Origin of the sequence: Actinocrinis sp., from assembly GCF_035653575.1 — a bacterium.
Classification (GTDB): domain Bacteria; phylum Actinomycetota; class Actinomycetes; order Streptomycetales; family Catenulisporaceae; genus Actinocrinis.
Map to the genome: position 1 here is coordinate 1 of NZ_DASRBQ010000081.1, position 13169 is coordinate 13169.

11 protein-coding genes are annotated in these 13169 nt (G+C 72.4%); 5 read left to right on the forward strand and 6 right to left on the reverse strand.

Translation table 11 applies throughout. The features are described from left to right. The coding region (locus VFA06_RS12055) for an RICIN domain-containing protein (protein WP_324840591.1) at positions 1-604 on the forward strand (604 nt) is incomplete at its 5' end. Between the two features lie 84 nt (positions 605-688). Here the strand turns inward: VFA06_RS12055 and VFA06_RS12060 are convergent. Further along, complete coding sequence (locus VFA06_RS12060) at positions 689-1036, reverse strand: hypothetical protein (RefSeq protein WP_324840592.1); 348 nt, start codon at positions 1034-1036, stop codon at positions 689-691. A 276-nt stretch (positions 1037-1312) separates the two neighbouring features. Here VFA06_RS12060 and VFA06_RS12065 point away from each other — a divergent pair, with 276 nt between their 5' ends. Further along, positions 1313-2218, forward strand: coding sequence for a universal stress protein (locus VFA06_RS12065; RefSeq protein ID WP_324840593.1), 906 nt, complete (start codon positions 1313-1315; stop codon positions 2216-2218). A 265-nt stretch (positions 2219-2483) separates the two neighbouring features. Here the strand turns inward: VFA06_RS12065 and VFA06_RS12070 are convergent, their stop codons facing one another. After that, entirely contained in the window at positions 2484-4034 is a 1551-nt protein-coding gene (locus tag VFA06_RS12070; RefSeq protein ID WP_324840594.1) for an MFS transporter, read from the reverse strand. Between the two features lie 325 nt (positions 4035-4359). On the opposite strand from VFA06_RS12070, the gene VFA06_RS12075 reads away from it, so the two are divergent. Then, complete coding sequence (locus tag VFA06_RS12075) at positions 4360-5142, forward strand: AMIN-like domain-containing (lipo)protein (protein WP_324840595.1); 783 nt, start codon at positions 4360-4362, stop codon at positions 5140-5142. Between the two features lie 53 nt (positions 5143-5195). Here VFA06_RS12075 and VFA06_RS12080 read toward each other — a convergent pair whose 3' ends face one another. Continuing rightward, entirely contained in the window at positions 5196-6776 is a 1581-nt protein-coding gene (locus VFA06_RS12080; protein ID WP_324840596.1) for a CYTH and CHAD domain-containing protein, read from the reverse strand. 364 nt (positions 6777-7140) lie between these two features. Between VFA06_RS12080 and VFA06_RS12085 the strand changes: the two genes are divergently transcribed. Further along, a complete protein-coding gene (locus VFA06_RS12085) occupies positions 7141-7881 on the forward strand; it encodes a PASTA domain-containing protein (protein ID WP_324840597.1) in 741 nt (246 codons plus the stop codon). Positions 7882-7928: 47 nt separating this feature from the next. Here VFA06_RS12085 and VFA06_RS12090 read toward each other — a convergent pair whose 3' ends face one another. Continuing rightward, complete coding sequence (locus tag VFA06_RS12090) at positions 7929-8969, reverse strand: zinc-dependent alcohol dehydrogenase family protein (protein ID WP_324840598.1); 1041 nt, start codon at positions 8967-8969, stop codon at positions 7929-7931. Positions 8970-9231: 262 nt separating this feature from the next. Continuing rightward, positions 9232-9660: an Hsp20/alpha crystallin family protein gene (locus VFA06_RS12095; protein WP_324840599.1), complete on the reverse strand. Its 429-nt coding sequence runs from the start codon at positions 9658-9660 to the stop codon at positions 9232-9234. Positions 9661-9946: 286 nt separating this feature from the next. On the opposite strand from VFA06_RS12095, the gene VFA06_RS12100 reads away from it, so the two are divergent. Beyond that, the gene (locus VFA06_RS12100; RefSeq protein ID WP_324840600.1) at positions 9947-10864 is read left to right on the forward strand and encodes a universal stress protein; all 918 of its coding nucleotides are present in this window, start codon (positions 9947-9949) and stop codon (positions 10862-10864) included. On the opposite strand, the gene VFA06_RS12105 is transcribed toward VFA06_RS12100, so the two are convergent. Then, the gene (locus VFA06_RS12105; protein WP_324840601.1) at positions 10842-12884 is read right to left on the reverse strand and encodes a PAS domain S-box protein; all 2043 of its coding nucleotides are present in this window, start codon (positions 12882-12884) and stop codon (positions 10842-10844) included. The two genes, VFA06_RS12100 and VFA06_RS12105, sit on opposite strands and share 23 nt — an antisense overlap. Between the last annotated feature and the right edge of the window lie 285 nt (positions 12885-13169).

Genomic DNA, 13169 nt, shown 5'->3' on the forward strand with positions numbered 1-13169 from the left:
CAACATCACCAAGTGGTGCCTGAGCGTCTCGCGCTGTGTCGGGGTCAGCCAGTGGGGCGTGGGCGACGCGGACTCCTGGATCCCGGGCACCTTCTCCGGCTACGGCGCCGCCACCATGTACGACAACAACTACCAGCCCAAACCCGCCTACACCGCCACCCTCAACGCACTCGGCGGCTCGTCGTCAGGTGGCGGCGGCGGCGGCGGCAGTACGGGTGCCCTGCACGCGGTGGGCGCTGGTAAGTGCCTTGATGATCCGAACTCGAGCACTACCGGTGGCACGCAGCAGCAGATCTACACCTGCAGCGGCGCGGCGAATCAGACCTGGACTAAGACGTCGACCGGTGCGCTGTCGGTGACGGTGAACGGCACGACCATGTGCCTGGATGCCAACGGCCAGGGCACCACCAACGGCACGAAGGTCATCATCTGGTCCTGCAACGGCCAGTCCAACCAGCAGTGGAACTTCAACTCCAACGGCACCATCACCGGAGCCCAATCAGGCCTCTGCCTGGATGTCACCGGAGCCAGCACCGCCAACGGCGCCCTGGTCGAACTGTGGACCTGCAACGGCGGCAGCAACCAACAATGGACCCTCGGATAAGCACCTAGACACTGCGACACAACGCGCCGTTGTCCCGCGCCGAAAGCTCCGTCGGCAACGGGACAACGGCGCGAGCGTGAGAGCTCAGTTCAAGGCGAGAGCGTCGTCGACCATGTCGGCCAGACGCAGGCGCTTCTGTTCCAACCAGTCCGCCTGCCCGCGCCAGGCGGCGTAGGCGCGGCGCTGCCAGCGGTGCGGGCGGCGCGCGCGCCAGCCCTCGGTGGCCACCCGCCAGCACAGCTCCTCGACCGCGGCGACCAGTAGCGTGGGCGAGTCCTTCACCAGCGCGGCCGGCACCGCCGTGCCCGCCGACTCGAACCGCAGATTCCAGCCCTCGCCCGGCCCGGTGGCCCGGCGCCATGGACGCCACGACCGCCGTGGGCCGCGCGAGTGCGTGCCCGCGCTGTGGTGGGTGTCGCTGTTCTCGTTCATCCTCGCCTCCCGCAGACACGGCCTGTCCGGCGCTTCGACGATCCCGCGCGGCCCGGGCCGGTTACAGGGCCGATAGTCCCCGACCTCCGGGTGCCGATAGTCCGCGGCCTTCCTCCCGGGCCTGCCCACGATCGCGCGACGGGCCTTCGCGGCCCGGACGCGGGACTAAGGACCCTCACCCGCCCGGGGCGTGCGGCAGCACGATCAAGGAGAGGAAACCACCGCCAACCCCACCAGGTCCGCGCACAGCAGCCCGGTACGGCCAGGGAGGCCGCGATGAGCACGCAACCCATCCACGACCAGTCGGTGATCGTCGTCGGCGTCGACGCCTCGGCACACGCGGCCCGCGCAGCCGCCTGGGCCGCGGACGAGGCCACTCGCCGCGGCGCGCCGCTGCACCTGATCCACGCACTGGAGGCCGACCCCAGCTCCGCGCTGATCGGCCCCGGCGCTTACAGCACGCACGTACACGCGGCCGACCAGGTCGGCGAGCAACTGCTGACCGAGATAAGGCAACGGCTGCTCGACAGCCACCCCGCCGTGGCGATCACCACCGAGCTGGTGCACCAGACTGCGCCCGGCGCGCTGGTGCAGGCCAGCCGGACCGCCGACCTGCTCGTGGTCGGCACCCGTGGACGCGGCGGGTTCGCCGGGCTGCCGCTCGGCTCCGTCGCCGCCCGCCTGGCCGCGCACGCCCACTGCCCCGTGATCATCCTGCGCGACCACAACCACCGCCACGACCACGAGCACGCGCCCGAGGCGGCGGCCGACGCGGAGATCGTGCTCGGGATGCAGGCGCACACCGCCCAGCAGGCCATCCTGTTCGCCTTCTCCCAGGCCGAACGGCTGCAGGTCGGCGTGCGCGCAGTGCACGCCTGGGCGCCCTATCCGGCGCACGCCCAGGAGTACTTGAGCGACACGGACATCCTCGCCCGCACCGCCGCCGAGCACATGGTCGCGGACCTGGCCCCGGTGCGTGAGAAGTTCCCCGACGTGCACGTGACCCTGAGCGTGCAGCGCGGCCACCCCTCCGCGGTGCTGGCCGACGCCTCGCAGCACGCCCAGCTCACTGTGGTCGGCGCCCACCGCCACCACCACGCGCTGTCCATCGGGCTCGGACCCGTCATCCACGCCTTGCTGGGCCACGCACACGGCCCGGTGGCCGTCATCCCGATCCCTTAAACCGATGCGGACGGTCCTTGAGCACGGGACCTTCGGCCCTGGAGCCCTTCGAGCAGCGATGATGCACTGTTAAGGTCCGGTCGCGCAGGCACGGACGCCGGGTGATGCCAAAACCCGGGGGGTGGGAAGCGGGTGGCACGCGCGTGTGGGACCGCGCGTGCCACCCGCGTTATGTGTCCGTGTCGGTTTGATGTGTCTGTGTCGGCCTGGCTTGCGGGCACGGCGGCAGATCTCGGCAGCCGTGCCCGACGGTTCAACTCCCGGTTCAGCTCCGCGCGGCGCGCGAGGGCAGGGCGATCAGCACCAGCAGCGCGCCGACGGCCACGACCACGGCTGCGACCGTGGCGGCCAGGTGCATCCCGTCCAGGAACGCGGCACGTCCGGCCGCGGCCAGCAGCGCGCCGTTAGTGCCGCCGATCTGCCCGGCCACGCCGAGCGCTCCGCCGAGGGAGCCGGTGATCGCGTGTGCGGCAGCGGGCGGCACGGCGTGACCGGTCAAGGCCGCCGTCATCTGGCCCTGATACCGCGCGGCGAGCGTCGATCCGAGCACTGCGACACCCAGCGCGCCGCCGGTCTGCAGCGCCGTGCCGTTGGTCGCGGAACCCACTCCGGCGCGTTCCGGCGGCAGGCTGCCGATCACCGAGGCGGTCGCTGGCGCGATCGCCAGGCCCGCTCCGGCGCCGAGCAGCAGCAGGCCGGGCAGCGTGTGGCCGAAGTCGGCGGAGACGGTGAGCCGGGAGAGCCACAGCAGCCCGCCCGCGATCACCGCCAGGGCCGTCGCGACCACGGTCTTGGTGCCGAGCCGACGGTCCAGCACCGTGGAGAGCGGCGCGGTCACCGCGAGCAGGCCCGCCACCGGCAGGATCCTGACTCCCGCGGCGAAGGCCGAGTATCCGAGCGAGAACTGCAGATACTGGGTGAGCACGAACAGCGCGCCCATCAACGCGAAGATCGCCATGGCCACCGAGCCCATCGCGACGGAGAAGCGGCGGTCGCGGAAGGCCTCGACCACCAGCATCGGACTGGGCGTGTACCGCTCCCACAGCGCGAAGCCGAGGAGCACCACAAGGCCGGCGCCGCCGACCGACAGCACCATCCCGGAATGCCAGCCGCGGACCGGCGACTCGATGATCGCCCACAGCAGCAGGAGCAGCCCCGCCGTCGCGGCCGGGGCGCCCACCGCGTCGAGCGGGCGGCGGACCGGATCGCGGGAATCAGGCACCAGCCAGATCGCCGCGGCGGCTCCGGCCAGCGCGATCGGCACGTTCACGAAGAAGACCGAGCCCCACCAGTACCGCTCCAGCAGCCAGCCGCCGACGATCGGGCCCAGCGCGATGCCGAGGCCGGAGGTGGCCGACCACAGGCCGATCGCCTGCGCGCGCTCGCGCGGCTCCCGGAAGAGGTCCGCGATGATGGACAGCGTCGCCGGCATGATGCAGGCCGCGCCGAGGCCCATGCCCGCCCGGGCGCAGATCAGCTCGGTCACCGTTCCGGAGAACGCCGCCGCCGCGGATCCGGCCGCGAACAGCAGCAGCCCGGCCAGGAAGACCCGCCTGCGCCCGACCCGGTCGGCGACGGTGCCGGCGATCAGCAGCAGTCCGCCGAAGACCACGGCGTAGGCGTCCACGATCCACTGCAACTGGGCATCGGTCGCGTGCATGGCTCGCACCAAGGCCGGCAACGCGATGTTGAGAATCGTGTTGTCCAGCGTGACGATCAGCAGGGAGACGCACAGAACGGCGAGGGCGAGGCGCCGCCGTGGACGTGCGGGCGGTGCGGCGGGTACCGGGTGGTGCGGGCGAGTCATGACGGACATGGATCCTCCTCGGGCCGCGTCAGGGGATTGAGTTGCGGGGCGCGCGCGGAGTCCCGACTCACCGCGTTCGCGCTTCGCGGCCTGCTCGCCTCAGCCTCGTGGCGCGGCCCTGCCGAGTGCCACGGCCGCAGGGCCCGCGCCGCGCCGATGAACAGCCTGTTTTCGAGCCGAGGTCCTCTTTCCCTGACGAAGGTCCCGCCGAGTCAGGACCCTCGCACCTGCCGCGGTTCGCCTTACGCACCTAACGCGCGGCCCCTGCGCGACCGATGCTCGAGGTGAGGGACGGGCTCGGGCCCTGAACCCGTCCGAGCCAAGGGGGCACACCATGAACACCAGGCGTGTGGCGAGGGCCGGGACTTACTCGGCGTTCGCCCTCATCCTCGCCGCGGCCGGCGCCTGCGGCAGCACTCCTCCCACCGCCGGCTCACCACCCGGCGCGCCGACCACAACTGCGCCGGCACAGTCCCTGCCGACCGGGCCGTCCCCCGGCCCGAGCCCGAGCCGCACCATGCAGACTCCGACGCCGCGCCAGAGCACCCCTGCGCCGTCGCCCTCGACGCGGGTCGTGCTCTCCCGGGTCGCGTACGACTGGCACTGGCCGAACGACGTGACCAAGCCGGGCAGCGTGACACACAAGCAAACGCTCCCGCCGGTCCCCACGCTGATCCGCATCGGCGCCGGTGACCACCCCCGCGACCCGGGCGAGCGGCCGTTCAACCGCATGACGTTCACGTTCACGGCGGGCTTCCCGAGCTACCGCTTCGCCTTCGTCGACAAGTTGATCGCCGACGGCAGCGGCGCCGCGATTCCGATCGCGGGCTTCGGCGGTCCGCTGCGCATCGTCTTCAATTCGGCCCAGGCGCACTCGGCATCCGGCGCCTCCACGATCCTCTCCCAGCCGCCGCGGCACCTCGGACTCGGCCGCATGGTCGACTACGCGCAAGCCGGCGATTTCGAGGGCTACCTCTCCTACGGCATCGGGATCGGCTGGCCGATACCGCGGTCCAACCCGCAGTTCCTGATCCGCGCGTACGAGGTGGAGACCGTCACGGCGAGCGGCCAGCACCTCTACACGGTCGCGATCGACATCGACTCGACCGCGCCGTGACGCCGTGAGACGGTGACGCGGTGACGCGTCCCCGGCGCCGCAGCTGCCGCTGCTTACCGCCGGGGAGCGCGCGCTTTGTTCGCGTGCGCGTATTCCGGCCAGGGATGCTTCGTGTTCGAGGAGGCCTTGCGCCACACGACCGGCCAGCGCTCCCGCAGTTCGGCGCGGCGGGCGCGCTCGGCCGCGATGAGCTGTCCGGCCGCCAGGCGCGCCTTCGGGTCGGCGTCGGCCGCGGCCCGCAGCCAGTCCTCCGCGACCGCGGTGTCCTGATGATCGCCGAGGACGGTCTGCACCTTGGCCAGGCGCGAGGCGAGGCGTTCGGCCCGGCGGCCGCTGACCGGGACGACCGCTTCCGCCGCGTAGCGGCAGCGTTTGGCGAGGATACGGACCTCGTGCAGCCGCTCGTCCGCCGGTTCCGGTCCGAGCTGCGCCACCCCTCGCGTCAGCCGCCGCCACGGACGCCGCACCAACCGCGCGGCCAATTCCTCCGGCATGGAGGCCGTCGGCGGCGGAGTATCCGCATCAGGGGCCGGATCCGTCGCCGCGGCGCGCATCGGCGGGTTGGCGGCCAGTTTGACCAGGGCGTCGATCAGGCGCAGGTACCGTCGATCCCGCAGCGAGGTCAACATCGCTTCGCGGGCCGCTTCGCCCTGCGCCTGATGGCGCCGCAGAAGGCGGACCGCTCCGGCCCTGTCGGCCTCCGGCAGCGTCGCGCACAGCTCGGCCAGGCGCGCGCCGAGCACGTCCGCGTCGCGCACTTCGCCGACCAGGCGGCCCACCCAGCCGAGCTCCTGACGCACCGCGTCGATCTGCTCCCCCTCCAGCAAGGGCGCGAAGGTGCGCAGGTCCGAGCGCAGCCGCCGGGCGGCCACCCGCAGCTGGTGCACGTCCTCGGGGTCCGTGCCCAGGCGCACTCCGGGATCGTGGCGCAGCAGCTGCGTGACGGAGCGGGCGATCGCGTGCTGGACCAGTTCGCTCGCGCTCGGCCGCTCGGCCAGCTCGACGAGCTTCACCTGCGGCGGGCGGGTGGCGCGCACGCCGAGGACCCGCACGAGCTTCGGTATCGGGGAGGCGGCCGAGGCTCCGGCGGCCTCCAGCCGGGTGACGGCGGCTCGCATCAGCTCCCTGCCGAACCGGCCGCCGGCCCCGATCTCGACCTCCACCTCCCGGAACTCGTACGGGGAGAAGTTCTCCCTGGTGGCGGTGACCTCGTCGTCGACGATCTGGCCGAGGCCGTGCCCCGCGCTGTCGCACAGCTCGAACGGCCGCCTCCTGGTGCGCAGCGCGGCCACCGGGACCAGGCGCCGGTTGCGGGTGTAGGCGAGCACGAGGTCGGCGACGCGCTCCGGGAGCGGATCGCGCGGTCCCGGGATCTCTATCTCGCTGCGCACGAGCGCCGGTCCGTGCTCGGCCGGGTCGGGGAACTTCACGGTCCAGCAGGGCGCGTCCTCGCCGGAGCGGTGCCGCACCGTGATCCCGAAGCGGGCCAGCCGCAGGTCGGCGGTGTCGTAGTAGACGGCGTCCAAGTCCTGCTCGGGCAGCGCCTTGCCGATCACGCCGGGCATGAGATCGCCGAGGTCGGGCAGGGTGAAATCGGCGGGGGCGCGCAGCTTCGCCTCCCGCTCGGTCCGCACCGTCGATTTGTCACCACCCGGCATACCCGCCAACTTACAGCGCTGGACACGCGTTGCATCGGGTCGTTCGGCTCGCCGGGGCATACGGAGTGGCGTTGACGCGACCGCACTGAGGCCGCGACGCGACTGCGCCCCGGCGTGGAGGGGAGATGGCCGGGGCGCGTCCGAGACGCCGTAACGCCTCGATTGGCCGAGCTGGGGGTGGTTTCTCGGCCACCCTCAGCGTCCCGCTGCGGCAGCCTTGCGGACAGGGTCTAAAGTCTCGCCCTACTCGTTCTCTGAGTCCTCGGACGGCGCGCCGTCGAGTGGAACTTCCGCCGGCCGACGTCTAGAGGCTTCGCCGTTGCCAGGTTACCCTGACAGCATGACGTGGGATCCGGACGCAGGGCACGAAGGCCACCTAGCGTGGGAACGGCTGCTTGAGTGGTACCGCCGGGCCTCCTCGCCGCACGGGCTCGACGGGGATGGCGCACTGGCCGCACTGGCCGACGTCGGCCTGGTGCGGCGCCGACTCGACCAGGTCGAGTTCGAGGCGGTGCGCACGGCGCGCGGGCAGGGCAAGTCCTGGGCGGAGATCGCCGTGCGCCTGGGTGTGACGCGCCAGTCGGCCTGGGAGCGGTGGCGCGATGTCGACGACGTCGCGGACCCGGATCCGGACGACCTGGCGCCGGGGCACGAACTGCCGAGCACGTATGGCAGCTCGGCGACACTCCGCGGCGTGTTCCGCCCGGGCCGCCGCGCACCACAGGAGCAGAATCCTGAGACGGAGGCCCGGGAACGGCGCAGGCGTTCCTCGGTGCGTGTGCCCGATGTGATCGGCATGAGCCTGGACGAGGCCCGCAAGGTGCTCGGCGGTAAGGGCCTGGGGTCGATAGCGGCCGATCCGGACGGGCCGCCGCTCGACCTGATGGACTCGCCCGGCAGCATCGTCACAGATCAAAGCCCCGAGTCCGGCGCCAAGGTGCCGGCCGGCTCGTCGGTGCGCCTGTGGCTCGACCACGGCGGCGGTGGCGGTGGGGGCGTGCGTGAGCCGCGGCGCCCGGCGCCCGATCCCAAGACCGCTCGGCAGATGCGCGACGAGGCGGCCGGCGAGGCGGTCGGCTGACCGCCCCGTCGGGGTGGGCCGCTAGGGCCGCGCCGGGAGCGGTGCGGTCAGCCGCGCAGCAGCGCCACCTTCAGCGCACCGGTGTCCGCGGGGCGGGAGAAGACGTCGTAGGCGTCCTGCATCTCGTCCAGCCCGAACCGGTGGGTGATGAACGCGCCGGTGTCGAACCGCCCGTTGGCGATCATCCGCAGCAGCGTCGGCGTGGAGGAGGTGTCGACCAGGCCGGTGGTGATCGTCACGTCCTTGATCCAGAGGCTTTCCAGGTGCAGCGTGGCCGGGGCTCCGTGCACGCCGATGTTCGCGACGTGGCCGCCGGGGCGCACGAGGCGGGTGCACAGCTCGAAGGACTCGGGCCGGCCGACGGCCTCGATGACCACGTCGGCGCCCAGGCCGTCGGTGGCGGCCATGACCTGCCCGACGCAGCCGTCGTCGGGGGCGAGGGTCAGGTCGGCGCCGAACTGCTTGGCGGCCTCCAGCCGCGCCGCGGCCTTGTCGATCGCGATGATCCGGCTCGGGCTCAGCAGCTTCGCGGTGGCGATCGCGGCCAGGCCGATCGGACCGGTGCCGACCACGACGACGCTGTCGCCGGGGCGCACGGCGCCGTTGAGCACGCCGACCTCGTAGGAGGTGGGCAGGATGTCGGCCAGCAGCAGCGCGGCCTCGTCGGTGACCGAGTCGGGCAGCTTGTGGACGGAGGTCTCGGCGTAGGGGACGCGCACGTACTCGGCCTGCGTGCCGTCGATGAGGTGTCCCAGGATCCATCCGCCGCCGCCGAGGCACTGGCCGTAGCGGCCGGTCCGGCAGTACACGCAGCGCCCGCACGCGGTGATGCACGAAATCAGCACCCTGTCGCCGACGTGCAGGCCGGTGACGGCCGCGCCGACCTCCGCGACGGTGCCGACGGCTTCGTGGCCGAGGATCCGGCCCTCGGCGACCTCCGGCACGTCGCCGCCCAGGATGTGCAGGTCGGTGCCGCAGATCGTGACCGCGTCCACGCGCACGATCACGTCCGTGGTCTCGACCAGGTCCGGGTCCGGCACGACCTGCCAGGAGCGCTTGCCGGGTCCGTGGTACACCAATGCCTTCATGGCCGCCTCCGTGGCAGTCTCTCGCGGGCCCGGTGATCACGCGGGCCGCCCTGAGCTCCACGATCGTCCGCGCGCGCGAGTGGCCCTAGGGACCAAAGGCCCACGCCGCGGTCCCCTTCGGCCCGGCAGGGCCGTTCGTCCGGTGTGCAGTGCCGGAAACGGCGGCCGCGCGCGAGAACGGGGATGTTCTCGCGCGCGGCGGTTTCTTCGCCATGTCCCGATCCGGGCCTCACTCGTGCGGATCGCGCACGGCCGGTGCAGGTCAGTCGGCGGCCAGCACCTTGATCGTGCGGGTGACGGGCTTGACCTCCTTCTCCAGGGCGACGGTGATGGTCAGGATGCCGTCCTTGTAGGCGGCGACGACCTCGTCCTGCTTCGCGCCCTCGGGCAGGCGCAGGCTGCGGGTGTACGTCCCGTAGCGGAACTCGGAGTGGTGCCGTCCCTCGTGCCGCTCCGTGCGCTCGGCGCGGATGGCCAGGATCCCGTCGGTCACCGTGACTTCGACGTCCTTGTCGGGGTCGATGCCCGGCATCTCGGCGCGCACGATGTACGCGCCCTCCTCGAACCTCGTCTCGACGCGGATGCCGTACGCCTCCGCCGGACGGCTGCCGAACACCAGGTGGAACGGATCGAACAGGTCCGTCAGGTCAGGCAGCAACGGGAACTGCGAGCGGCGGGTCAGCTCGCTCATCGCGACCTCCTTCCCGGAGGGCGTCCTCGCCCTCCGCTTCCACCTCACGCCCGGGCGCCGCGTCCGGCCAGTGCCGAACGGCCCGCGGCCGCGGCCGAGGGTCCGCGATCCGGGGCGCTGCCCCGCGTACGCCGCAAGGCTGCGAGCTGGCGCGGCGCGGCGCGGGACGCACGGCGCACCATCGGGGACCTTCGGCCCGTGGCCGCCGCGCGGATCGGCAGGATCCTGAAATCAGGGACCGGCGATCGCCGATCGCGGACCTGCCGAGCACGACCGGAGCAGCACCATGGACGCCTTCACCACGCCACAGCGCATCGTCGTCGGCGTCGATGGCTCGACCGCCGCCGCGCACGCCGCCGCCTGGGCGGCGCGGCTGGCCGCACGCCGCGGCGCCGGTCTGCACCTGCTGCACGCGCTCAACCTGACCGGGGCCATGTCGGTGCTCAGCCGGCTGCCGTACGAGGAGTACCGGCAGAACCAGACCAAGCAGGCCGAAGCGCTGCTCGACGAGCTGCGCGCCGACCTGCTGCGCGAGCACCCGGGGCTGTGGATCAGCACCGAGATCTCGGCCGCGGAGCCGACCGAGACACTGGTGGCCGCGACCCGGCAGGCCGCGCTCACCGTCGTCGGCACCCGCGGGCACGGCGGCTTCCCCGGGTTGAGCCTGGGCTCGGTCGGGCTGCGCCTGGCCGCCCACTGCCGCGGTCCGATCGTGCTGGTGCCGGCCGGGGACGGGAGCGAAGACGCCGCCGCACCAGCAGAGCCAGCAGCGCCCAGTGCGGAGATCGTGCTGGGCGTGGCGGCCCGCGAGCCGGCCGAGGTGACCGGCTTCGCCTTCGACCTGGCCGAAGAGCTGGGCACGAGCGTGCGCGCGGTGCACGCGTGGCAGCTGATCCCGCCGTACAACGGCTACTACTACATCGAGCCCTCGGTGCTGGCCACCGCCGCCAAGGACCTGCTCAACGACGCGCTGGCCGCCGCCTGCCGCGACCACGCGACGGTGGAGTGCACCGCCTCGACGGTCTGCGCCACGCCCGCCGCCGCGCTGGTCGACGCGGCGCGTGGCGCACGCCTGCTCGTGCTGGGCGCGCATCGTCGCCACCTGCCGTTGTCCGTCGGCGTCGGCTCGGTCCTGCACGCGCTGCTGACCCACGCGCCCTGCCCGGTGGCCGTCGTGCCGCTCAGTCGGCGCGATCAGAGCTGAGCAGAAGAGGCCTGGCTTCCGAGCGCTGATGCGGCGGCGCGGGCCGGTGACGGCCGTCCGGCCACGGCTCGCCGGCGACCGGTGCCAGGTCGAGCGTGAACCAGACGCTCTTGCCGGTGCGCGTCGGTCGGGCGCCCCAGGCACTGGCGAGCGACTCGACCAGCATCAGCCCTCTACCGTTCTCGTCGTCGGGATCGGCCAGGCGTCGCGCGGGCAGATGCGTGTTGTCGTCGGTGATTTCGACGGTGACGTCTCCGGCGGCGCGGTAAAGGCGCAAGCCGATGGGTGTGTGGGCGTGGCGCACGGCGTTGGTGAGGATCTCCGAGGCCAGCAGGCAGGCGGTGTCGGCCAGTTCGCCGCAGCCCCAGGCCTCGAGCGTGCGGCCGACGAATCCGCGTCCCGCGGCGACCGACTGCGGCTGCGGTTCCAGGGTGGTGGCCGCGGTGGCCACCGGCGCCTTGGGAACGCGCACGAGCAGCAGGGTGACGTCGTCCGGCGGCTCGTCGATCCGGGGCAACAGCGCGGTGAGGACTTGATCGGCAGCCGTCTCCAGGTCGGGCGCCACCGAGAACACCGCGCGCAGTTCGTCCTCCAGCAAGCCGATCTGCTTGTCCAGATCGCAATGGTGGGTCTCGACGAGCCCGTCGGTGTAGAGCACGAGCGTGGAGCACGGCGCGACGGGCAGCGAGGCCTCCACGAAGGGGACGTCGCCCACGCCGAGCGGAACGCTGATCGGCACCGGCAGGCGTCGCACCGTCGCGTCGGGCTCGACCAGCAGCAGGGGAAGGTGCCCGGCCGAGCAGGCGGTCACCTCGCCCGCGTCGGGATCGACGATCAGATAGCAGCAGGTGATCAACTGGTCCGGCAGATCGCGCACGACCGCGTCGAGGGCGTTCATCAGCTGCTGCGGCGGCATTCCGGTGCGGGCGAGGGCGTTGGCGGCGGAGCGCAGTTGCCCCATCACCGTGGCCGCCTCGAGCCCGCGTCCCATCACGTCGCCGATCAGCACGCCGACGCGGCCGGCGCCGAGCGGGATCAGGTCGAACCAGTCCCCGCCGACGCCGGCGCCCTGGGTGGCGGGGAAGTACCGGCTGGCGCTCTGCATCCCGGGCACCTCTGAGGGTTTGCCCATGAGGGCGTGCTGCAGGGTCAGCGCGACGTGGCGCTGCTGCTCGTAGAGCCTGGTGACCTGCTGTTTGGCCCGCTTGTGCTCGGCGATGTCGCGGGCGATCGCGCAGGCGCCCACGATCCGCCCGGTCCGGTCGGTGATCGGCCACAGGATGATGTCGACGTCGAGCAGGATCCCGGTGCTGGTCAGGCGCAGCGTCTCGTAGTGGTCGATCCGCTCGCCGCGGCCGATGCGCAGCAGCAGCGCGTCAATCTCGGCCCGGCGCTCGGGCAGCGCGAGCATCGAGACGTGCCGGCCGACCGCCTCCTTGGCGCTGTAGCCGTACATGCGCGCCGCGGCCGCGTTCCAGAACGTGATCGTCCCGTCCAGCGACTTGATCAGGATCGCGTCGAGGGAGGACTCGACGATCAAGGCCAGCTCGTTGATGCGCGCCTCGGCGGCTTTGCGGTCGCTCACGTCGCGCACCGCCGCGGACACCAGCAGCCCGTCACTGGTCTCCAGCGGACTGAGGCTGATCTCCACCGGGAACTCGCGCCCGTCCCGGCGCAGCCCGTACAACTCCAACCCCGCACCCATCGGCCGCACCTGACCGTTGGTCATATAGCCGCGCCGATGCCCCGAATGATGACTGCGGAACCGCTCCGGCACCAGGATCTCCACATTGCGGCCGAGCAGCTCCTCACGCGCATAACCGAACATCGACTCGGTCTGCGCGTTCACCAACTTGATCCGGCCCTCGTCATCCACGATCACCATCGCGTCCGGCGCCGCCTCCAACAACGCCCGGAACGGAACGTCCGCGGGGTGCGGATGCGGATCGGGCCGGAACCCTCGATGCGCCCCGAGTTCGGCGCAGCATCCGACCACGCTGTGGTCCTGTGGTTCCACCACGCCTTCCCCCTCGCCGCCGACCCGATTGCGCGGCGTGCATTCGCACGTGCGCCATGAGCCATCAGTGTGCAGTCGCGTACAGCCAGTCGCGGCCGCTTCGGGTCAGTTCGACCGCCCGCGCCAACCAACGCCACCCCACGGCGGCGTTTCCGGGGGCAGGACGGCGGACCTCCCGCGGCGCCGCGGGCGGCCGGGAGCCCGCGCCGGCGCCGGCACTTCCGGGTCTTTGGTCCTCAGCCCACCGGGACTGCGGGCTCTGACCTGGCGCAACCGCGAGCGGGAGCC